29 protein-coding genes and 1 pseudogene are annotated in these 17346 nt (G+C 59.7%); 15 read left to right on the top strand and 15 right to left on the bottom strand.

From position 1 onward, the window contains the following. Window positions 1-228 precede the first annotated feature (228 nt). The 4 genes from ACS5Q1_RS38935 (at window position 229) to ACS5Q1_RS38920 (ending at window position 2128) form a co-directional block, all read left to right on the top strand. Window positions 229-570 carry a cupin domain-containing protein gene (locus ACS5Q1_RS38935; protein ID WP_473103264.1) on the top strand — a complete coding sequence of 114 codons (342 nt, stop codon included), beginning with the start codon at window positions 229-231 and terminating at the stop codon, window positions 568-570. Window positions 571-1252: 682 nt separating this feature from the next. After that, on the top strand, window positions 1253-1426 hold the full coding sequence (locus ACS5Q1_RS38930) for a hypothetical protein (RefSeq protein ID WP_473103263.1): 174 nt from the start codon (window positions 1253-1255) through the stop codon (window positions 1424-1426). A gap of 96 nt (window positions 1427-1522) precedes the next feature. After that, the gene (gene hfq / locus ACS5Q1_RS38925; RefSeq protein ID WP_473103262.1) at window positions 1523-1756 is read left to right on the top strand and encodes an RNA chaperone Hfq; all 234 of its coding nucleotides are present in this window, start codon (window positions 1523-1525) and stop codon (window positions 1754-1756) included. A 144-nt stretch (window positions 1757-1900) separates the two neighbouring features. Then, window positions 1901-2128: a hypothetical protein gene (locus ACS5Q1_RS38920; protein ID WP_473103261.1), complete on the top strand. Its 228-nt coding sequence runs from the start codon at window positions 1901-1903 to the stop codon at window positions 2126-2128. A gap of 545 nt (window positions 2129-2673) precedes the next feature. Here ACS5Q1_RS38920 and ACS5Q1_RS38915 read toward each other — a convergent pair. The 3 genes from ACS5Q1_RS38915 to ACS5Q1_RS38905 form a co-directional block, all read right to left on the bottom strand. Beyond that, window positions 2674-2877 (bottom strand): hypothetical protein, encoded by a 204-nt coding sequence (locus tag ACS5Q1_RS38915; RefSeq protein ID WP_473103260.1) that lies wholly within the window; start codon window positions 2875-2877, stop codon window positions 2674-2676. A gap of 981 nt (window positions 2878-3858) precedes the next feature. After that, window positions 3859-4155, bottom strand: a complete 297-nt coding sequence (locus ACS5Q1_RS38910) for an SWIB/MDM2 domain-containing protein (RefSeq protein ID WP_473103259.1) — start codon at window positions 4153-4155, stop codon at window positions 3859-3861. A gap of 32 nt (window positions 4156-4187) precedes the next feature. Then, on the bottom strand, window positions 4188-4895 hold the full coding sequence (locus tag ACS5Q1_RS38905) for a sigma-70 family RNA polymerase sigma factor (RefSeq protein WP_473103258.1): 708 nt from the start codon (window positions 4893-4895) through the stop codon (window positions 4188-4190). A 154-nt stretch (window positions 4896-5049) separates the two neighbouring features. Here ACS5Q1_RS38905 and ACS5Q1_RS38900 point away from each other — a divergent pair, with 154 nt between their 5' ends. Next, window positions 5050-5508 carry a YybH family protein gene (locus tag ACS5Q1_RS38900; RefSeq protein ID WP_473103257.1) on the top strand — a complete coding sequence of 153 codons (459 nt, stop codon included), beginning with the start codon at window positions 5050-5052 and terminating at the stop codon, window positions 5506-5508. Between the two features lie 79 nt (window positions 5509-5587). After that, window positions 5588-6143 (top strand): annotated as a pseudogene (locus ACS5Q1_RS38895) (arsenate reductase ArsC). A gap of 30 nt (window positions 6144-6173) precedes the next feature. Here the strand turns inward: ACS5Q1_RS38895 and ACS5Q1_RS38890 are convergent. The 3 genes from ACS5Q1_RS38890 to ACS5Q1_RS38880 form a co-directional block, all read right to left on the bottom strand. After that, entirely contained in the window at window positions 6174-6530 is a 357-nt protein-coding gene (locus ACS5Q1_RS38890) for a hypothetical protein (RefSeq protein ID WP_473103256.1), read from the bottom strand. Window positions 6531-7070: 540 nt separating this feature from the next. Then, a complete protein-coding gene (locus ACS5Q1_RS38885; RefSeq protein WP_473103255.1) occupies window positions 7071-7919 on the bottom strand; it encodes an MBL fold metallo-hydrolase in 849 nt (282 codons plus the stop codon). Between the two features lie 36 nt (window positions 7920-7955). After that, entirely contained in the window at window positions 7956-8318 is a 363-nt protein-coding gene (locus ACS5Q1_RS38880; protein ID WP_473103254.1) for a DsrE family protein, read from the bottom strand. A gap of 205 nt (window positions 8319-8523) precedes the next feature. On the opposite strand from ACS5Q1_RS38880, the gene ACS5Q1_RS38875 reads away from it, so the two are divergent. The 4 genes from ACS5Q1_RS38875 (at window position 8524) to ACS5Q1_RS38860 (ending at window position 9977) form a co-directional block, all read left to right on the top strand. Next, entirely contained in the window at window positions 8524-8907 is a 384-nt protein-coding gene (locus ACS5Q1_RS38875; RefSeq protein WP_473103253.1) for a hypothetical protein, read from the top strand. Window positions 8908-9262: 355 nt separating this feature from the next. Then, on the top strand, window positions 9263-9550 hold the full coding sequence (locus tag ACS5Q1_RS38870; protein WP_473103252.1) for a hypothetical protein: 288 nt from the start codon (window positions 9263-9265) through the stop codon (window positions 9548-9550). 48 nt (window positions 9551-9598) lie between these two features. Next, window positions 9599-9790 carry a hypothetical protein gene (locus tag ACS5Q1_RS38865; protein WP_473103251.1) on the top strand — a complete coding sequence of 64 codons (192 nt, stop codon included), beginning with the start codon at window positions 9599-9601 and terminating at the stop codon, window positions 9788-9790. A gap of 16 nt (window positions 9791-9806) precedes the next feature. Beyond that, window positions 9807-9977 (top strand): hypothetical protein, encoded by a 171-nt coding sequence (locus tag ACS5Q1_RS38860; RefSeq protein WP_473103250.1) that lies wholly within the window; start codon window positions 9807-9809, stop codon window positions 9975-9977. A 290-nt stretch (window positions 9978-10267) separates the two neighbouring features. Here ACS5Q1_RS38860 and ACS5Q1_RS38855 read toward each other — a convergent pair whose 3' ends face one another. After that, the gene (locus ACS5Q1_RS38855; RefSeq protein WP_473103249.1) at window positions 10268-10879 is read right to left on the bottom strand and encodes a PRC-barrel domain-containing protein; all 612 of its coding nucleotides are present in this window, start codon (window positions 10877-10879) and stop codon (window positions 10268-10270) included. A gap of 250 nt (window positions 10880-11129) precedes the next feature. On the opposite strand from ACS5Q1_RS38855, the gene ACS5Q1_RS38850 reads away from it, so the two are divergent. Together ACS5Q1_RS38850 and ACS5Q1_RS38845 are read left to right on the top strand one after the other, a co-directional pair. After that, the gene (locus ACS5Q1_RS38850; protein ID WP_473103248.1) at window positions 11130-11471 is read left to right on the top strand and encodes a cupin domain-containing protein; all 342 of its coding nucleotides are present in this window, start codon (window positions 11130-11132) and stop codon (window positions 11469-11471) included. 63 nt (window positions 11472-11534) lie between these two features. Beyond that, entirely contained in the window at window positions 11535-11672 is a 138-nt protein-coding gene (locus tag ACS5Q1_RS38845) for a hypothetical protein (RefSeq protein ID WP_473103247.1), read from the top strand. A 521-nt stretch (window positions 11673-12193) separates the two neighbouring features. Here the strand turns inward: ACS5Q1_RS38845 and ACS5Q1_RS38840 are convergent. Next, window positions 12194-12478, bottom strand: coding sequence for a LuxR C-terminal-related transcriptional regulator (locus tag ACS5Q1_RS38840; protein ID WP_473103246.1), 285 nt, complete (start codon window positions 12476-12478; stop codon window positions 12194-12196). A 117-nt stretch (window positions 12479-12595) separates the two neighbouring features. Here ACS5Q1_RS38840 and ACS5Q1_RS38835 point away from each other — a divergent pair, with 117 nt between their 5' ends. Next, entirely contained in the window at window positions 12596-12895 is a 300-nt protein-coding gene (locus ACS5Q1_RS38835; RefSeq protein ID WP_473103245.1) for a hypothetical protein, read from the top strand. A 9-nt stretch (window positions 12896-12904) separates the two neighbouring features. Here ACS5Q1_RS38835 and ACS5Q1_RS38830 read toward each other — a convergent pair whose 3' ends face one another. Then, window positions 12905-13222: a hypothetical protein gene (locus tag ACS5Q1_RS38830; RefSeq protein ID WP_473103244.1), complete on the bottom strand. Its 318-nt coding sequence runs from the start codon at window positions 13220-13222 to the stop codon at window positions 12905-12907. A 328-nt stretch (window positions 13223-13550) separates the two neighbouring features. Between ACS5Q1_RS38830 and ACS5Q1_RS38825 the strand changes: the two genes are divergently transcribed. Further along, entirely contained in the window at window positions 13551-14033 is a 483-nt protein-coding gene (locus tag ACS5Q1_RS38825; RefSeq protein ID WP_473103243.1) for a Ros/MucR family transcriptional regulator, read from the top strand. Window positions 14034-14189: 156 nt separating this feature from the next. Here ACS5Q1_RS38825 and ACS5Q1_RS38820 read toward each other — a convergent pair whose 3' ends face one another. Beyond that, the gene (locus tag ACS5Q1_RS38820) at window positions 14190-14366 is read right to left on the bottom strand and encodes a hypothetical protein (protein WP_473103242.1); all 177 of its coding nucleotides are present in this window, start codon (window positions 14364-14366) and stop codon (window positions 14190-14192) included. Window positions 14367-14496: 130 nt separating this feature from the next. Continuing rightward, window positions 14497-14925: a YybH family protein gene (locus ACS5Q1_RS38815; RefSeq protein WP_473103241.1), complete on the bottom strand. Its 429-nt coding sequence runs from the start codon at window positions 14923-14925 to the stop codon at window positions 14497-14499. Between the two features lie 144 nt (window positions 14926-15069). On the opposite strand from ACS5Q1_RS38815, the gene ACS5Q1_RS38810 reads away from it, so the two are divergent. Further along, entirely contained in the window at window positions 15070-15207 is a 138-nt protein-coding gene (locus tag ACS5Q1_RS38810) for a hypothetical protein (protein ID WP_473103240.1), read from the top strand. Between the two features lie 29 nt (window positions 15208-15236). Here the strand turns inward: ACS5Q1_RS38810 and ACS5Q1_RS38805 are convergent, their stop codons facing one another. The 4 genes from ACS5Q1_RS38805 to ACS5Q1_RS38790 all read right to left on the bottom strand — a co-directional run. After that, window positions 15237-15746 (bottom strand): PRC-barrel domain-containing protein, encoded by a 510-nt coding sequence (locus ACS5Q1_RS38805; RefSeq protein ID WP_473103239.1) that lies wholly within the window; start codon window positions 15744-15746, stop codon window positions 15237-15239. A 316-nt stretch (window positions 15747-16062) separates the two neighbouring features. Next, window positions 16063-16812 (bottom strand): sulfite exporter TauE/SafE family protein, encoded by a 750-nt coding sequence (locus ACS5Q1_RS38800; RefSeq protein WP_473103238.1) that lies wholly within the window; start codon window positions 16810-16812, stop codon window positions 16063-16065. A gap of 77 nt (window positions 16813-16889) precedes the next feature. Next, window positions 16890-17084 (bottom strand): hypothetical protein, encoded by a 195-nt coding sequence (locus ACS5Q1_RS38795; RefSeq protein ID WP_473103237.1) that lies wholly within the window; start codon window positions 17082-17084, stop codon window positions 16890-16892. Beyond that, the coding region (locus ACS5Q1_RS38790) for a P-loop NTPase family protein (RefSeq protein WP_473103236.1) at window positions 17081-17346 on the bottom strand (266 nt) is incomplete at its 5' end. The genes ACS5Q1_RS38790 and ACS5Q1_RS38795, both read right to left, overlap by 4 nt.

Raw genomic sequence — 17346 nt, 5'->3', positions numbered from 1 at the left:
TGTCAGGTCTCCAGGTGAGCGGTCCCGAGATGTGCCGTTCTCAGTCCGTGCGGAACTTCTTCTGTCTATGTAGTTTGCTTCCAGCAGACCTCCAGGAGGCGATCATGAGTTGGGGTCACGTCCAAGCGCACTGGAAGCAGTTCCGGCGTCATTTGAAGCTCCGCTGGGACGGGCGCAGGAGGTCCGGGAGTGGGAGCACCATTTTTAGGCTGAGCACAGGAGGGTGAGATGACCGACACGACCGTGACCAAGGTGAGCAGTGCCTACTCCCCCAAAGGCGACCAGGGCGAGGTCTATCTCGCATCAGGCAAGCGGATGTCCATGCGCCTGTGGCGCGACGAGCCGCCCACCCAGGACAAACCCAGCCGTAAGCACGAGTATGAGGTGGTTGGCTACGTGATCTCCGGACGGGCCGAACTGGAGATCGAGGGGCAGACCGTGCGGCTGGAGCCGGGGGACTCCTGGGTGGTGCCCGCTGGGGCTGAGCATACCTACCGCATTCTGGAGACATTCACCGCCGTGGAAGCGACCGCTCCTCCTGCTCAGGTGCATGGGCGTGAGCAGACTTAGCAATGTTGGCCCGGTCGGCACCGTCAAGGTCGGGTCTACCGCGCTCAGTCAAGCGCGCATTGCTCCAGGACCTCACGGGTGATGCAGGACACGAACCTGACGATCTGGCCGAGGCGGCGCTGGTGAGTGGGTAGACTGCCGCAGAACATTCAGGCTGTCGCTCGTTAAGCCGAGAGAGTAATCCCGTGCAATCAAGCTGCCCGAGCGCGCTTGGTGATGTGTGGTCGGTACGCTGCTGCCGCCTTCATGGTGATTGCCCCAGCTTCGGTCAGCCTCCCGATCTCGGCTTTGGCTCGCCGTGCCGCCTGTGCGGTGTAGGACGGCTTCAGTGTGACCTCAACTCGGCTGGTGATGTGTCGCCTATAAGCACTGGCCTGTCGCGGATTGATGGTCTTTTGGCGACAAGCCGATCCAGTTGCTCATACGCTCGCATGGCTTCTGTGGGTGTATAGCTCTGCTTCTTCTCAAACAAAGGGATATCCGTTCGGCGATAAACGGGGCCAAGGGGTACTGGCCTCAGTTATTGTCAAAGGCCCTCCTATCTTACTACCCAGACTGTTGCCGCGACTCGACCGGGAGGGCTCTATGCCTATGAAGTATGTCATGTGAAGCATGTCATGCTCCGACTTAACGGCGCGAGTTGCTCCCGCTGCTCTTCCCCGAGTTCATGCAGCACGCCCACATGGCTCGGTCTGTTCCAGCGACCGTGGTGAGTGCCGGTCACGCCTATCTGGAGGATGGAAAGATTATCGTCCGTGGTGCATCAAGCTCATTGAAGGTGTCCTCGCGCGAAGAGGATAGCAGCATCATCCAGGCGAATTTTGACGGGCAGAATGTCACCCAGCAGGAGTCTTAATCCTCCGCAAGAGGAGCCATTATGGGCCGGTCGGCCTCAATGCCTTTGACAGCGATGGTCCGCTCTGGTGCAGTGTTCTTCCAACAGGAATAGGCAATGGCCGCACAAAGCACCTCAACTCTCCAAGACACATTCCTGAAGCATCTCCGCGACCACAGGATCGAGGTGACGATGTTTCTCGTGAATGGGATCAGGCTCCAGGGTCAGATCAGATCGTTTGATAACTTCACCGTCCAGCTTGTCCGAGGCAATGGCACACAGGTCGTCTATAAGCATGCCATCTCGGCTATCCATCCTGTGGAGCCTGTCGAACTGATAGACCCAAATTGATCTGGGTAACCTTGCCCTTCCCAGACCGTTTTGAAGATGCGGCTCAAGTTCCCATAAGGCAACTTTAGACCACGCAGAGGACACTTTCTGCCTTCTGTCTAATAGGTACAATAAGCGCGCTATATCCATCCGACAGGAACTCGCATGAAAAAGGTGCGTAAGCTCTACGAAAGCTCAAGCGGTGACCGCTGGTACTTGATTGCAGACCCTTCAGGCGCTGTGTTCATCCGTCACGAAGCCAATGTAGCTTCTGGAGGGCAAGTGGAACATGAGGAGATCGCGGCTTTCCTGGGACGCGGCGCAAGTCCGGAACAGCAGGAACTGCTGCGCCTCATTCGTACCCTGGTCGAGGAGGACCCCGCCCACGTATGACCCTTCGATGAGAGCGGGATTGAGTTGGTGATCGTGAGAACCGCTTGGCGAGGCCGATCAGTTTAGACAGCACGACGAAGGGAAGCCCAGCCACACGGCTTGTCCCCTCAGTTCTCGTCTTCTTCGGGGAATGATTCCACATCACCTATGCTCCAGGCGCGGTGACCAGCCTGTCTTTCCAGAGCTTCGACCTGCCGAAGAAGCTGTGTCGCGAGGGTTGCTTCGCGCCGGAAGCCCTCATCGCCAGGGTCGCCTCCCAAGCGCGTGTGCATGTCACGTACTCTCGCTTCGAGGGCGCGCCTGAGAACGCCCAGTTGCTCTTTGCTCAGGTCAAGCACCATGGGTGTCTGGCCTCGCGCTCCCGCTGGCGATCAGTTCCATCCCTAGACGAAGAGCATGACCGCCCACCAGCACAAGCCGATACCGACCACGACGGCTATCCAATTCAGCATACGAGCGAAAAGTCCACTCACTGGAGCCATCTCACGATCTTGGCTTCGGCGGCGGGTCTACAGGCATGGCTCCTCCTTGCCGGGGTGAGAGCTTCACGAGAGCCTTGGCTCTGTTTTCATCGCCTTGATCTGCGTCTCGCCGACGACGCATTCGGTAGCACTCGACAGCGCCCTGATCCGGTATTGAGACCCGTGCGATGTTTCAGGCAGCGCCTGAACAATCACGTATGTATCGGGATTGGTTCGCCTGGGATGGGCCGGGAGAACCGTCTGACCAACCTGGAACTTGTGCGCCATGGGACACCTCGCCTCGAAACCTCACCGGTACTCGCGCTCGGACTGAACCTGTGATGACAACTGAGGATGATCGGAGCCCTCCATCAGGGCTTGGAGCCGCACAGATGCTCGATGATGACCAGCACTCAGTTGGCGGCCACGTTCCCACTTTTCTTAACCTATGTAAACCGTTTTGCGGAAACTGGACCTCCTGCTGCGGGTTGTCCCTCACAACGGATGAACGGATTTCGCGGGCTTGGGGCAGCCGGAAGATCGCGATGGCTGCGGATACACCGGATGATGGCGAGCCTGATGCTGCGAAGGCTGACAGTTCTTTAGGATCGCGTAACCTATCCAGAGGCTCGTTGACGCCAGCCGAGCTTACTGCCGAGATTGGACGTTGCCTTCGGTCTCAGAACCCGGTCGCCTTAAACGAACCCCTTCCGGAAGAACTTGCCTTCCTCATCCAGCGGCTGCGGGAGCAGGAGGACGGGGCAAGCTGATTGGAATCCGCTTTATTGATCCCGTATAGCATCGCGCTATCGCCGATCTCTGAAAGGGACGGTTGTGCGATGCAGGGATACTCGCTGCTCGCAGTCGCGAAGCTCCCGCTCCATTGTCAGGTCGCGAGAATGATGCTCCGGTGGCCCCTGTTCCGACGCAAACCTCTGTCAGGATCACTCTGTTCTAAACGAATATGTTTGGTGTGCAGATGATCGAACTCTGCCATCATCCGGGGTTGCTTCAGCAGGCACAGGTCCTTGAGCATTGGGCCGAATGTCGGGAGCGGGCTGTTGCGCGGCTTGAACTTAAGGTCAAGCGACTAGAAGATCAGCATCAAACGGATGAGGCCACCCGCCTGCGGTCTGCGGCCCGTTACCTGCGCAACGCTGCGCTCCGCGAGCGAGTTCACGCCGCTGAACTGAGGCGAGTGGCTCAGCGATAACCCACCACTCAGATCACTATCCCCAGAAGCTTGCATAGCTTGCCGTTTACCGCATTTCACTTGAGGTGCTTGTTCATCTCGAACATGCTGACCTTGTTCTTGCCTCCGAACACCGCCTGAAGCTTCTCGTCCGCCATGATCTCGCGCTTGTTCTGCGGGTTCTGGAGCTTGTGTGTCTTGATGTAGTCCCAGACCTTGCTCACCACCTCCGGGCGCGGTAAGGGGTCTGAGCCCACGATAGCCGCCAGTTCCGGCGAGGGCCGTAATGGCTTGAGGAAAGCGGAAGTCGGCTCCTGGGCTTCGCCTTGGGCGACCTTCTCCTGCCCCGGTTTGTCTACCTTCGAAGTGGACATGTGACCCTCCACTCTGGAAATCAGGGACGGTTTCACATGGAAGCTGTGGCCTTCGGCTGCTGCAGCGCGGCTTGCATCACCCAATCCGGGCCGAAATCGTGCCGGTTCTCCATCTGCAATATTGCTACAAGCTGGGTGCGAGCCCGGTTCACCCGGCTCTTGATCGTGCCCTCCGCGACACCGCAGAGAGCCGCCACATCCGCATAGGTCTCGCCGTGCTTGGCCACCAGGAGGAGAGCCTCGCGCTGCTCGGGCGGCAGACGCGACAGCGCCTGTTGAAGGTCGTCCAGCATCAGCTTGGTTTCCTGTTCAGGATGAACCATCAGGCGTCTGGCAAAGCCGCTGTCCGGGTCTTCAATCTCGCGTCTGTGCTTACGATGCTCCGAGTAGAAGCTGTTGCGCAGAATGGTGAACAGCCACGCCTCCAGGTTGGTGCCGGGCTGGAAGTGATCCAGGTTTGCCCAAGCCCGCAGGACGGTACTCTGCACGAGGTCATCACTCCGGACCGGATCGCGGGTGAGATGCAGCGCAAAGTTCCGCAGGTGCGGCAGGAAGGCGGAAAGCTGGTCTCGCATATCCTTCGAGCGGCGGCCTGCGCGGACCTCCTCCACAAGGGCCAGTTGCTGCGCGTGCGAGAGCGGATGGATATGACGCAGCCGCATCCGTTTGCCCCGTGCAGAGCGGCTGCGATCAGTGTCACTGAGGGCGGGCTGGCTGTGTTGGCGAGCGGCTGTGGTCATGGCCTCGCTCCACCTTGGCTACAGCTTCACCATACACCTACGGTTGCCCGTCAGCCAGCCCATTCGGTCGCGCACCTGAAGTCTGCGGACGGCTTGACCCTCTGCGAGGCCACGCGCACCATCGGCCCGCAAGCCTCAGTTCCAGGAGGCCGTCATGGCTGAGCACGACGAGGATGTTGCCCTGATCCGCCGCTGGTTTCAGAAGCTCCAGGTCTGTATTCAAACGGTGGATTTCGCGGGCTCCCGCCCGCTCTTTGCCGAAGACATGATCACCTTCGGCTCCTTCACAGCGTTCACGATGGGGCGCGAGGCGACCGAACGAGAGCAGTGGCGTCACGTCTGGGGCCAGATCGACCAGTTCCGGTGGCGTCTTGATGATCTGCGCACCCTCATCTCGGGCGACCGCCTCACGGCGGTCGGCATGGCGGTGTTCGAGTCCACCGGCTACACCGAGGACGGCAAGGCGTTTGATCGGCCCGGACGAGCGACGGTGGTGCTCGGGCGGCAGGCTGTGGGTGAGGAGTGGGTCGCCCAGCACACGCACGTGTCGCTGTTCCCAGGTACACCTGCACGCTCCTTCGGCCCCAAGCGGGGAAGGCCACCGGCTTTGTAAAACCAGCACTTCAGCGGCAGGGGCTTGACGCTTCGGAGCACGGGGCCGAGTTGCAATCTCCGTTACAGAGAGGCCACCCATGACCGAGCGAACCTACAATGTTTTGTTCCTCTGCACCGGCAACTCAGCCCGGTCGATCCTGGCGGAAGGCATTCTGCGCAAGGATGGCGCGGGTCGCTTCACAGCCTACTCGGCAGGCAGCCAGCCGAAGGGCACCGTCAACCCGCTGGCGCTGAAGGTGCTGGGTGACCACGACTATCCGACAGACGGGTATCGCTCGAAAAGCTGGGACGAGTTCGCGGCTCCGGGAGCCCCTGTCATGGACTTCGTGCTCAGACTTCGTGCTCACCGTCTGCGACAGCGCGGCTGGTGAGGCGTGTCCGGTGTGGCTGGGACATCCCGCACTCGCGTATTGGGGCATCGAGGACCCCGCCGCTGTCGAAGGTTCCGATGCGGACAAGGAGCAAGCCTTTGTTCGCGCCTTCGAGTTCCTGAAGAACCGGATTGGCACGTTCATTCGCTTGCCTAGAGCAACTCTCGATCAGTTCGGGATTGGCGCCCGGCTTCAGGCCATTGGCCATGTGGAAGGAGCAGGCATGACGCCATCAAGGGGAACTGACCTGCATCAGCGGTAGGAGGTGGCCGAGAAGCGCAAGGCAATGCCGTCAAACTGGTGTGGCTGGGTCGATCTCTGAATCCTGGATTTCAGCCAGGATGGGCTCGGGCGTGAACGGCGAGCGCTCAAGCAGCAGCACCTTGGCCACCGCGCCAACGGTCCGCAACTCGTCGAGAACACGCTTCATCGGCTCAGACATTGCGGCTTGGCGAGCCTCCTGCATGGTGCCGAACTCCAGCATCGTGATCGTGTCTGGGCTGTCCTGATGAGCGCTGCGATAGGCCATGAAGGATACGGCTCCAGGCATCTTCAGAAGCTGGGCGATCCAGTCGCGAACATGCCGGTTATAGTTGTTCCAGTTCTGCGTGTCGGTTGGGCGGTCATACTGAAACATCATATAGGCCATCGGCAGCCTCCGGGTCAGCGGGTCTGAGATTCCGTCTCCGCTATCAGGGCTCGATCACGACCCAGGCTTGATCGTGAGTATGTAGATCACCACCACAGCAGCCACCCGGAGCAGCGCGATCAGTTTGGGAGAGCCTTACATGAAGCCCATGATCACCGCCCCACAAAACAAGAACGCGAGACCTGCAACAACGAGCGCTTCGTTCCCAAAAGAAACGTAAGACTTGATTCTTCTGAACATCAGGCCGTCCTCAGGGGCAAGGATATGTCCGGTGTCAGCTTGAAAACGGTAAAGCCTGGGTTGCTCTTGCAGATCAGGCAACACCTACTGTCATGGCCAACCGGTAGGCCGCGTTGGAGGTCTCAAAAACAGTTGCACCACTCTTCGAGTGGCTGGGAAGCAGCATGCTGGATCAGAAAGTGTATCTCTTTCCGACAGCCGAGGGAGCGACCACGGGCTCGCCGAACGCTTGTGTTAGAGCTATGATCGCCCGCCACCCAGTGCAATGGGCAGCGGCAATTGTCGTCGGGCCAAACGCCCTCATGCCCTCGATGGTCTCGGGAATGACTTTCTCGTTCCCACCCGAGAGGTGGAAGCCGCCCACGACGGCATGGAGCGGCACACCGGGAAAGCAGTCTTGGCATGCTTGAGGACATTGACCACCCCCGCATGTGAGCAGGCCGTGAACACGACAAGGCCCTTGTCCTTCACGTTAGCGGCGACCCAGCGCTCGTCCATGAGCAAGGGATCGGGCTCCCAGCCGCCATCTTCCGTTTGCCGGTGCTGTCCCGGAAAGCCATGCTCGAACGCCGTCACACGCGGAATTTCGCTGCTGACATAGAACATTCCCTCTGCGAGGCTTTGCGGCTCCGTTGTGTTGATGACCTTCGCTCCGTGACTCGTCAGGGCCTCAACACTGGGAATGTCCTCCATCAGCCGCATGCTGCCATCCGGCTGCTTCATGGCCCGTGTGGCGTACATGCCGGGATGGGCGTAAAACGGGACCTCCCGCCCGCCACTGCGCTCGCGGATGAGATCGAGCGCCCTTAGCATCCCGCCCGCATGATCCCAATGGCCGTGGGAGAGGATGATCCCTTCGACAGTGCCGAGATCGACCTCCAATCGGGAGACATTGCGCTCGAAGACATCTTCCTCTGGCCCCGTATCGAAGAGGATGGTGTGCCTGCTCTCGCCACGATAGGCCGTGATGAGACACGACAGACCATGGGCGGCACAGCAGATGCACCGGCCTGACAGCTTCTTCATCCCCTTCCGCCACAGGTAGCTCCACTCGTTCTCGACATGACTTGGGACGGTGGACAGGCTGTCGGTCACGTTGTCCACCAGGCCATGGACCTCAACCCGATCAACGGTTGTGGATGATGTCATGAACGACTCCCGATCCAGCCCCCGGTGGTGATCCCATCAGTAGACGATGCTGCGGTCGCACTCCATGACCAGCCGCACTAAAGTGGGTGGGGCTCCCTTCTCGTGCGGCACACCTTGGAGATCATCCTCGGTCACACCTCGGGCGGCGCAGGAGCCGCCCGAGACGTAGAGGTGGCCGCCTCCCGCGATGATCTTCAAGTAGTGTTCATGCAGCGCGCCTGTCCCGAGCCCAGTCAGGGCGTTCCGCACGGGCTCACGCATCAGTTGGACCGCATCGCCAGCGAGAAAGACATGAACCTCATGCCCAGCCTCAACGGCTGCCGCTGCGACGAAAAAAGCGAGCGTCGCTTTGGTCGGGTTCTCAGGGCCACAGGTGATATGGACGAGAAGACTCGGCATCTCAGCCTCCAAGAGCACTGCTCCTGCCGATCATGCTCGTGATCTGCTCGGGCCTCAACGGGAACGCATTGACTATTTCGGCAACCATTTGCGCACGGCGGGGTAAGAAGGAACGTTAACATAGCCGACTGAAGCGGCTATAATGTTCACGAAGTCAGTGCTGCGTCGATCTGGGCGTTCTCTCCAATCCTGCGAGGGGCCTGCGATGACAAAGCCTCTTCTTGCCTTCGGCCTCTGGTGTGTTGCCTTTGTAGTTGGCGTTGTGGGTCTCATCGTAACCGGCCCTGGCAATCCACGATTTACCGGCACGATTGTTCTGGATTTCAAGCCATTTTGCCAAAGCTTCGTTGTCCAGACCGTCTTTGTGCTGCTGGAGTGGGAGGATGGCACTCTGTTCTTCGGTGAAGGCGACAGCCTCGTGGGGCCGCTCCACACCATGGGGCTTCAGTCGCTGAATGCGGTGGGACGCGGTGTGATGACGGCCCGGATCGAGACCTGGGTGCCTGATCTGGCCGCCGCGCAACAGGTGTTTCGGGAGCGCTGTGGTCTCTCTCCCGGCACACCCTTGGCTGGGGCAGCCCGGAATTAGCCCTCCAACATGTTCCAGGGTTGGCCGCCAACCGCCGCTCGACCTCCTGCCGATCTATAGGACCCTCAGCGCAAGCCCACAGCGAGTTGTGTTGTAATCAGGATGAGGCGACCAGCCCGCAACGTGATGCGGAGTGCTTCAGAAGCCAGGCTTTACCAGGAGCATCGGGTGGGCGCAGATGATCATGGAGAGTTGACGGTGAGGCTCAGGAATCCCCTCCAGTTTCCTCGCAGAAGAGCCACGGTCAAAGCCACACAAACTGATCACCCCTCAGTCTCTCATCCGATATCCGAGTTACCTGTGACCCGAATGCTGCTATGCTCCCCCTCCATTCTGAGAAGAGGGAGGGCGTTCGATGCCGCGTACCTCTGTCGCGCGACCGGCTTCGGCCCAGTCGATGCAAGGTCCATGGTATCCAGCCGACTTGCTGCCTCAGCTTCAGAGCATCCTGGCAGCGCTGGCCGATATTGAACTTTGCTACCACAGTGACCAAGAGCAGCTTCAGGCGTGGGCAGGCCCCGAAGCCATCAAAACGCGGTTTGCTGCCCAGCTTGAGGAGCGTTACCAGCGGGAGCGTAATCCCCATGTTCAGAAGCTCACCGAGCTACAGCATCGGATGGATCAGATAGTGGTCCGTCATTAGCTCCGCGAACTTCCGACACTCATGGGGAAGGAAACTAAGGAGGAGCACATGCGCAATGGTCTATCCGGATCGCTCGCAGGGACCGCCCTGCTTGTACTCTCATCCTCGCTGGCTTTGGCTCAGACGACCGCCCCAGCAACATCTGCGGGTGGGCTCGCCACTTGGTGGTGGGTTATTCTGCTGGCCGTCGTGATCGCTGCTGCGGTTTGGTATTTCACCCGCAGGCGGACGACCCTCTAGGGAAGGCGAACCGATCATGAGCAAGACGCCGCTTAGTCCCATTCAGAGGGTTGTCAACTCGGTCTGGAAAGCCGTGCGGATGCTGGAAGACTGTCCCGCATCAACCTCGAAGGTCAAACTCCACGGACGGCGCGGCTATGGCGACGCCGATATTCCGGCACCGGACCGAACCCCTGACGGCGACTAACACTTGACTCATGCGTGAACGCGGAGGGGCTGAGCATGCCCGAGATCACCTCCAACTCAGTGCCCTGCTGTGTCACCGACATCGGCACGGGCCGCATCTGGTGGGAGTGGCGTCAGGGGCACTGGGTGATCGCTGCAAAACCTGCGTCTGCGCCTGCACAGAAGCGCCACGACGCTATTTGCCACGGGTAGATGTGTGCATCCTCTCAAGTCGAAAAGAGTTTTTTGCGCCTCTGAGGCAACAGCAAAAACCTGGAGGGGCGCTAAGCCCCTCCGTCACGATCAATGCTTCTACCGAGCATATTTGAACTCGGGAGCCGCCTTCAACTGATCCTTGGTCATGTTCGTCGTCAGCATCGCATGATCCGGGGTCGCGCGGGCAGCCGCATCAGCAGGCCGATCCGTGGCCACTGTCCCGGTAGTGGTCGGCGCAGTCGGGCTGGCCGCCCCCGGAGCCGTTGCGGTAGCTCTTGGAGCAGCCGGGGCATTCGGATCGGTCGTGGTGGCTGTGGTTGCCACCGCCCGTGGCTCATTCACGAAGTTCACCTGATCGAACGGGATCGCCACATCGCGCTCACCGATGCCGAGGAACCCACCAACGCCGACGACCACCGCCTGGATTTTGCCGCTGCTGTCCACGAGCATTTCGCTGATATCGCCGATCTTCTCATTGTTCTGGTTGTAGACATCCAAGCCTTCAAGCTTGGAGGCCCGCCATTGCCCCGGCTGCTCCTGGGTCAGCCAGTTGCCCGTGTTCATGCGTGCTGGTTCATTCGCGCCGAAGCTGCGGTCACCCGCCGAAGGTGCTGGCGGCGAGCCAGCGGGCGGGCTGGTTTGGGCCAGAGCCGAGGCGGCAATCAGAGTTGTACCAAGAAGAGCTAACGCAAGATGCTTCGCAAACATGTGTTCCTCCATCGGTCGTTCTTGCGCCACGCGGCGCACGCCATAACAACGGGAGGCCCAGCCCCTTCGTTCGGCTCAACTTTCTTTCTTCAGCGGCAGGAACTGACGCAGGTGGGGCAGCATTGCCCTACACAGCATGGTTTCTCCTGAAACTTTTACCCCGTCCGCAGACGGGGTTTTTGTTGCAACCCATCAGCCTCGACGCTGCTCACTGCCATAATCCTTCGCAAGGCTGAGTTAGGAGGGTGAGATGACCGACACGACCGTGACAAAAGTGAACAGCGCTTACTCGCCGATTGGTAGTCAAGGCGAGGTGTATCTTGCGTCAGGGAAACGGGTGTCGATGCGGCTCTGGCGCGACGAGGAGCCCACGCGGGACAAACCCATGCACAAGCACGACTACGAGGTCGTCGGCTACGTAATCTCAGGCCGAGCCGAATTGGAGATTGAGGGGCAGACCGTGCGGCTGGAGCCGGGGGACTCCTGGGTCGTGCCCGCAGGGTCTGAGCATACCTACCGCATTCTGGAGACGTTCACGGCAGTCGAAGCGACCGCTCCTCCTGCTCAGGTGCATAGCCGCGAGAAGTCTTAGCACCGCCTCGCATCATTTTGGCAGGTGTGGTTTCATGGCTCATCCGCTGAAGGGAGAAGCCCCATGGCCGGTAAGGCTCGCATGAGACCGTCGTTCAAGAAGCGTACCCGTCGCTACAGGGAGGTGATTGCCCCAGCCAAGACGCTCGAAGGGCAGAAGAATCTCGCCAAGAAGCGGCGCTACGCCAACCGCCACGGTTAGCCGTACTTGATCCCTTTCAGACTTTTAAGAGCCTTATCGCACCGCTCGACGTGAGCGCTGGCTCGCCGTTGCATCTCAGCGGTACTCTGGCAGGGTTCATCGACCTCTTGCTTGCAGAATGGACAGATCATCAGACTGACCTTCCTATTGAGATGAATATGTCGGGCCTATTGAGATGAATATGTCGGGCCAACAAAGGTGCGGGCTCAGGGTTCCCCATATCTTGATGGTCGCTATCCCTCATTGGGCTTCCACGATTGCGCAGTTCTCTCTTCCGGCAGGAACTCAATACCCTCTATGTTCCAGGTACAGCGACCAGCCTGCCGCTCAGATAGCTTGTCCTCTTGTCGGAGTCTGGAGCAGGGCGGGAGGTGCTGAGGTTGTGCAAGTGGAAGCAGGTGTAGCAGCGACCTCTGGGCTATCTGGGTGGGTAATCCATGATCCGCCCGTCACCGCAGCTTACAGAGAAGAGAAGTCATGAGTTAAAGGCCGCGTAGATCAGCCTTTGCGGATTTTTGCCTTCACGGCTGTGGCCCAGTACCGATTCCGCCAAGTAGCGCGTTGAACAATTCCTGCTTCAGCATTGCTCCTATGGCTCCCGATCCGGTCGTTCTCTTGACATCTCTCATTCGGACCTTCCTCAAGATCGACTTGATGTACTCCTTCACAATCGGCTCAGCTAGACCGAGTTCAGAGGAGATCGTGTTGATTGTGCTTCCTTCGCTGACACGCCGCAGGACCTCAGCTTCCACCTGAGAAAAGGCACAAGTGTCAGCATTGAGCAGCCTGATGATCGTCCCTGTCATCGCGGCTGCTCAATCAGAGACGCAAATTCCCGCACGTAGTTGTCGCGTCGTGTACGGTGGCGGGGCTTGGGTATCGCCAACGCACGGTCTTTCACGTCCGCTTCTGGCAAGGTCCTAATGAGCCGGTTGCGCTTGTGCGCATATTCATCGTTAATCTCTTTGCTGCTGATTCCGCTGATCGGGATGAATCCGGGAGTCCAGGAAGGGACCTTCACCACCGTTGTGACCTTCCTCGTCGTCTCTGCCTTTGTCACGGCTGCGGTCATCGAGATCAAAAGGCTTGCTGATCAACGTTCCGAGGGCCACTACCGAAGGAAGAAACTTCAACGCTCCCGTTTAGGTCAGGTAATATTTCAGCTTCAACAATGGCTGCCACCGCACAAGTGGGCAGGCGGTGCCACAACAGGCACCGTCTGACAGGTCTCGTTAGCACTCGGTCTTCTGCTTCGTGGTGGTGCCTGTTACGTCAGTGGTCTGTTTTGTGGTTGTCGAGCAGCCGGTGCTTCCAGTTGTCCCAACATCCCGGTTCTCAATGATAACATTCTTCTGATCTGGCCCCGAGGCCGCATCACCAGTTGCCCCACCCACGCCAGCACCCACAGCAGCGCCAACCGGACCTCCAACCACTGCACCCACCGCACCACCTGCGGCAGCACCGGCTGCGGCCCCTCCTGGGTCTGCGGCGGCGATGGATGGGAGCAGGAGGGCGGTTGCAAGAACAGCGAATTTCATCTCGACACGCATGACTGTTTCTCCACACGAGCCAATCGCGGACTGCGATCTGGTGCCAACTTAACGGCTGCGGCACCAAGGTGTTTCAGCTTAGCGTTTCCCGGCTCAAAGGGTTCCGAGGTATACAAATCCCAATCTAAAGTTTAGGGGCATAAAGATACTAGCCAACCTTGCCTTCGGAAGAAGGCCCTTGCCAAAGGTGAGCAAGGAGCATAGGCGAACCGAAGATCACAGGCGTTTATTGCGCTGTATGGGCCGTTCCTGCTGATCCTGTTAGAGCAGCCTCTTGTTCGACACGCCTTTTAAAATCAATTCCTGTGCAGCCGAGGATAAGAACATCATGAGTGAGAGCGCAACCGCTCCGAACTACATCGAACTCTCTGCCGATATCGTCTCGGCTTATGTCAGCAACAACTCTGCTCCCACCGCCGAGCTTCCGGCACTACTCAACTCGGTCTATGCCGCTCTGACGAAGACTGCCCAGGGACAGAACCAGGAGCCGCCAGCCGAATTGACGCCTGCTGTCTCGATCAAGAAGTCCGTCACTCCGGATGCGATCATCTGCCTGGAGGACGGGAAGAAGTTCAAGTCGCTGAAGCGCCATCTGCGGACCACCTATGACATGACGCCTGAGCAATACCGTGCCAAGTGGAGCCTCCCCGCCGACTATCCCATGGTTGCGCCGAACTACGCCAAGGCGCGCTCTGAGCTTGCCAAGACCATGGGCCTTGGCCAGCAACGCAAGAAGAGCAAGGCGTTGGCCCAAGCCGCTGTGAAAGATGCCGCTCCCGCTAAGGGCCGTCGCACGAAGAAGGCAGCTTAAGCTCGGCTCGGAATCATCCAGATCGGCCTCGGCTCCAGCCGTTCGGACGAATTCCTGCAAACCCGGTGCCGGGTGGCACCGGGTTTTTCTTTGGCACTTTTCCAGTCGTTCCACTCTTGTTACCGGCTTTAGGACTCCTGACATAGAGCCAACTTGTTACTTCGCCGGAACAGGCTCTTTGGCTGGTGTGGAAGCAGCCTTCTGAGCCGCCGCATCGGCCTCGTGCCGAAGCTTGTTAACGGCTTCGGTGCGTTTGGCCTCAAGCTCCCGCTGGCGATCAGCCTCAGCCTTCGCTCGGTCCTCGGACAGGTATGATCCGCGATAGTGGCACATGGTGGCCTCCATTCATGCAGAACAGAATCCAACGCAATCCATACACCATGGTTCCGGCTAAGCACTATGCCTCCGCGCAGGAGCCTCGCGACGGCTCTCGCCGAGATGCCAGCAGGTTGCAGGTCACGCCCTACTTGTTGGTGTTCCAGATGTCGGTCGCAAGCCTCCAGTCAGCGCCAACCTTTTCCCAGACCACCACATACTTGCCGGTGATTTCCTGGGGTTGCGCTCCCTTTGTCCGGAGAGAGAAGGTCCCGATCTCGCGGGCTGCGTTGCTCCCGAGCGGCTTCACGTCCACTGCTGTCAGCTTGATATCGCCAATCTGCTCGGCGGCGGATTTCCAGAATGTCAGGATCGCGTTCCTGCCCGTCACCATCTCGGCTCCAGGCGGCAAAACGGCGGCATCGTCCGTGTAGTGGGCCGCGACCGAGGCGATATCGCCGGTATTAAAGGCTCTTGCGAACTGATCGTTCAGGTTTTGGATAGTTGCCTTATCCTGCGCCTTGGCGGAAACCGGCAGGCACAGACAGGCGGCAGCAAGGAGGACGTAGACGCGCATGATCTGTCTCCCGGTGCAGTCAGGGGCATCATACCACTGCTGGGATGCGCCGCCACCGAAGCCTGATGTACCCACTTGGGATGAGGTGTTTCCCATCGGCTTGATACGGTTTCATGCTTCAGTCGCTGAAACGGGAGGAATCCGATGGCCGGTAAGGCTCGCATGAGACCGTCGTTCAAGAAGCGTACCCGTCGCTACAGGGAGGTGATTGCCCCAGCCAAGTCGCTCGATGGGCAGAAGAACCTCGCCAAGAAGCAGCGCTACGCTAACCGGCACGGTTAGTCCCGAAGCTGTGGCTTTGGGAGCAGACCTCAGCGAGTGCGTCTGAACTCGGGAGCCATCCGCAACTCATTCTTACTGACGCTCATCAGCAGAACGGCATGATCAGGAGTGGAGCCGCTCCCGCCAGCCGCCGCTTGTGCCATTCCTGACAGTCTTGGTGCGCCAAGAACAGGTGTGTTGTTCGGGGCCATGGTCGAAGAGGCAAGACTGTTGGGACCTGCTGGCACTGCCGCCGTTCCCGACGCTGCCGGTGAGGCGACGGAGCCGCCTCCGGGGCTGGTTCCCGCCAATCGAGCCTCGCCCGTTGTTGTACGGGTGGTGTTGACGAGCGGCTCGCTCATTAACTTGATCTGGTCAAACGGCACTGCAACGTCGCGTTCGCCTATGCCCAGATACCCGCCAACCCCGATCACCACCGCCTGGACTTTGCCGCTGCTATCGAAGATCAGGTCGCCGATGTCGCCGATCTTGTTGCTGTTGTTGCCGCGGTAGACATCCAACCCCTCCAGATTGGAACCCTGCCATTGATCTGGCTGCAACTGGGTGATCCATCCACCCGCACTGGCCTGCGGGGCAGGCACTGTGGTCTGGCTCGGTTGCGCCAGAACCGGAGTGCTAATAACAAGGACTGCCCCGAGGGCGGATAGCAACAAACGCTGGACGCGGATGTCACTCTCCAGAAGTCGCAAACGCCGCGCTTGAGGAGCCCAGATACAGGACATTGAGCCATAGTGCCTATGGCACCCGCTCAGAATCGTGCCGCTCTCTCCCACCCGGAACGGTAGTGCCCGAGACCAAAGCCGCAGAACGGTCCCGGTTCCAAAGACCAATACAGCATTGGTCCCAAGTCCGCGCCTACCAGCGGCCCAGTTGAACGAAGTTGTAGACTCCAAGCGCGCTGACGGTCAGGGCGACAAGGCTCATCAGCACCTTCTGCGGCAGCACCCGGCTGAACCAGCCCGCGAACGGGGCCGCCAGAGCCCCGCCGATGATCAGGCCCAGAACCACCTGCCCGTAGCTCGCAAGATCGAGTGTCATGACAAAGGTCGCCGAAATCGCTGCTGTGACCAGGAACTCTGCAAGGCTGACCGAGCCGATGCTGATCCGAGGCGTTTCGCCCCGGGCGATCAGGGTCGAGTTGACGATAGGACCCCAGCCCCCGCCGCCAATCGCATCCAGAAATCCGCCCGCGACACCAATGGGCAGTGTTCCCCTCACGTGCTTTCGCTCGGCACCGCCGCTGATGACCCGGCGCAGGATCAGGAGGGCCATGCCGAAAAGGTAGAGGATGACAAACACCTTCACCGGCTTCTCTGGCAGTTCGGTGAGTAGATAAGCGCCCATTACACCCCCGAAGACACCAGCAGCCGCAAGGCGGCGGAACGTGCGCCACTCCACATTCTGGTGCCAGACGTGGGATGCCCCTGCCAGACCGGTGGTCACTACCTCTGCCGCATGGACGCTGGCGCTGGACAGCGCGGGCGGCGCTCCCGACGCCAGCAGGACCGAGGTGGCGATCAGGCCGTAGGCCATGCCCAAGGCCCCATCCACAAGCTGGGCACCAAAGCCGAGCGCGATGTAGAACGCGAGGTCGCCCGAGATCATGAGGGCTGCTCCTCAGACTGCGACCCCAACGGGCAACACTCACCTTGGTTCCTGCTCCTGTGGTGAACCAGAGCCGCTCAATCAGGGATGTCTCGGGAGCAAGTGGAGCCAAAGGTCTTCTCCCGAAAATAGGCGATGCGGTCCAGGATCATGGCAAAGACCTCTGCGGTTGAGAGTTGACTGTTCAAAGGCTCATGTGCCTGCGTGTGCCAGAACAACAAAATGCGGCTGACCTGCTCCGCTGTTCCATGTTCGCCGATCAGGATCATCACTGGACAGGGGGGTAACTCAGCCATGTCGTGTCGGCCCACAGCGTGCGCCCGCCGCTCAGTCCTGGATCGTATCCTGCGGCCCAGCGGAGGAATGCCTGATGCTGGCCGTGCATCTGACCTCCCGGATCGAGCGCCGCTCCGAACCGTGCCCGTTCGCGTCGCTGAAGCCGAGCCAGCCTGATCTCGGTCGGCACATACAGGAAGACCACAAGATCGAGGCTCGGGATCAGAGCATCGCCCCAGCCTGCAATGGACCCGGACA

This window comes from Microvirga sp. GN3 (genome assembly GCF_055792825.1).
Note: the sequence above shows the minus strand (reverse complement) of the source record. Positions and strands in the feature narration are given on the sequence as shown.

Coding starts and splice junctions, on each gene's coding strand:
- ACS5Q1_RS38935 (WP_473103264.1), top strand. CDS start 229: ATGACCGACACGACCGTGACCAAGGTGAGCAGTGCCTACTCCCCCAAA.
- ACS5Q1_RS38930 (WP_473103263.1), top strand. CDS start 1,253: ATGGCTCGGTCTGTTCCAGCGACCGTGGTGAGTGCCGGTCACGCCTAT.
- hfq (WP_473103262.1), top strand. CDS start 1,523: ATGGCCGCACAAAGCACCTCAACTCTCCAAGACACATTCCTGAAGCAT.
- ACS5Q1_RS38920 (WP_473103261.1), top strand. CDS start 1,901: ATGAAAAAGGTGCGTAAGCTCTACGAAAGCTCAAGCGGTGACCGCTGG.
- ACS5Q1_RS38915 (WP_473103260.1), bottom strand. CDS start 2,877: ATGGCGCACAAGTTCCAGGTTGGTCAGACGGTTCTCCCGGCCCATCCC.
- ACS5Q1_RS38910 (WP_473103259.1), bottom strand. CDS start 4,155: ATGTCCACTTCGAAGGTAGACAAACCGGGGCAGGAGAAGGTCGCCCAA.
- ACS5Q1_RS38905 (WP_473103258.1), bottom strand. CDS start 4,895: ATGACCACAGCCGCTCGCCAACACAGCCAGCCCGCCCTCAGTGACACT.
- ACS5Q1_RS38900 (WP_473103257.1), top strand. CDS start 5,050: ATGGCTGAGCACGACGAGGATGTTGCCCTGATCCGCCGCTGGTTTCAG.
- ACS5Q1_RS38890 (WP_473103256.1), bottom strand. CDS start 6,530: ATGGCCTATATGATGTTTCAGTATGACCGCCCAACCGACACGCAGAAC.
- ACS5Q1_RS38885 (WP_473103255.1), bottom strand. CDS start 7,919: ATGACATCATCCACAACCGTTGATCGGGTTGAGGTCCATGGCCTGGTG.
- ACS5Q1_RS38880 (WP_473103254.1), bottom strand. CDS start 8,318: ATGCCGAGTCTTCTCGTCCATATCACCTGTGGCCCTGAGAACCCGACC.
- ACS5Q1_RS38875 (WP_473103253.1), top strand. CDS start 8,524: ATGACAAAGCCTCTTCTTGCCTTCGGCCTCTGGTGTGTTGCCTTTGTA.
- ACS5Q1_RS38870 (WP_473103252.1), top strand. CDS start 9,263: ATGCCGCGTACCTCTGTCGCGCGACCGGCTTCGGCCCAGTCGATGCAA.
- ACS5Q1_RS38865 (WP_473103251.1), top strand. CDS start 9,599: ATGCGCAATGGTCTATCCGGATCGCTCGCAGGGACCGCCCTGCTTGTA.
- ACS5Q1_RS38860 (WP_473103250.1), top strand. CDS start 9,807: ATGAGCAAGACGCCGCTTAGTCCCATTCAGAGGGTTGTCAACTCGGTC.
- ACS5Q1_RS38855 (WP_473103249.1), bottom strand. CDS start 10,879: ATGTTTGCGAAGCATCTTGCGTTAGCTCTTCTTGGTACAACTCTGATT.
- ACS5Q1_RS38850 (WP_473103248.1), top strand. CDS start 11,130: ATGACCGACACGACCGTGACAAAAGTGAACAGCGCTTACTCGCCGATT.
- ACS5Q1_RS38845 (WP_473103247.1), top strand. CDS start 11,535: ATGGCCGGTAAGGCTCGCATGAGACCGTCGTTCAAGAAGCGTACCCGT.
- ACS5Q1_RS38840 (WP_473103246.1), bottom strand. CDS start 12,478: ATGACAGGGACGATCATCAGGCTGCTCAATGCTGACACTTGTGCCTTT.
- ACS5Q1_RS38835 (WP_473103245.1), top strand. CDS start 12,596: ATGAGCCGGTTGCGCTTGTGCGCATATTCATCGTTAATCTCTTTGCTG.
- ACS5Q1_RS38830 (WP_473103244.1), bottom strand. CDS start 13,222: ATGCGTGTCGAGATGAAATTCGCTGTTCTTGCAACCGCCCTCCTGCTC.
- ACS5Q1_RS38825 (WP_473103243.1), top strand. CDS start 13,551: ATGAGTGAGAGCGCAACCGCTCCGAACTACATCGAACTCTCTGCCGAT.
- ACS5Q1_RS38820 (WP_473103242.1), bottom strand. CDS start 14,366: ATGTGCCACTATCGCGGATCATACCTGTCCGAGGACCGAGCGAAGGCT.
- ACS5Q1_RS38815 (WP_473103241.1), bottom strand. CDS start 14,925: ATGCGCGTCTACGTCCTCCTTGCTGCCGCCTGTCTGTGCCTGCCGGTT.
- ACS5Q1_RS38810 (WP_473103240.1), top strand. CDS start 15,070: ATGGCCGGTAAGGCTCGCATGAGACCGTCGTTCAAGAAGCGTACCCGT.
- ACS5Q1_RS38800 (WP_473103238.1), bottom strand. CDS start 16,812: ATGATCTCGGGCGACCTCGCGTTCTACATCGCGCTCGGCTTTGGTGCC.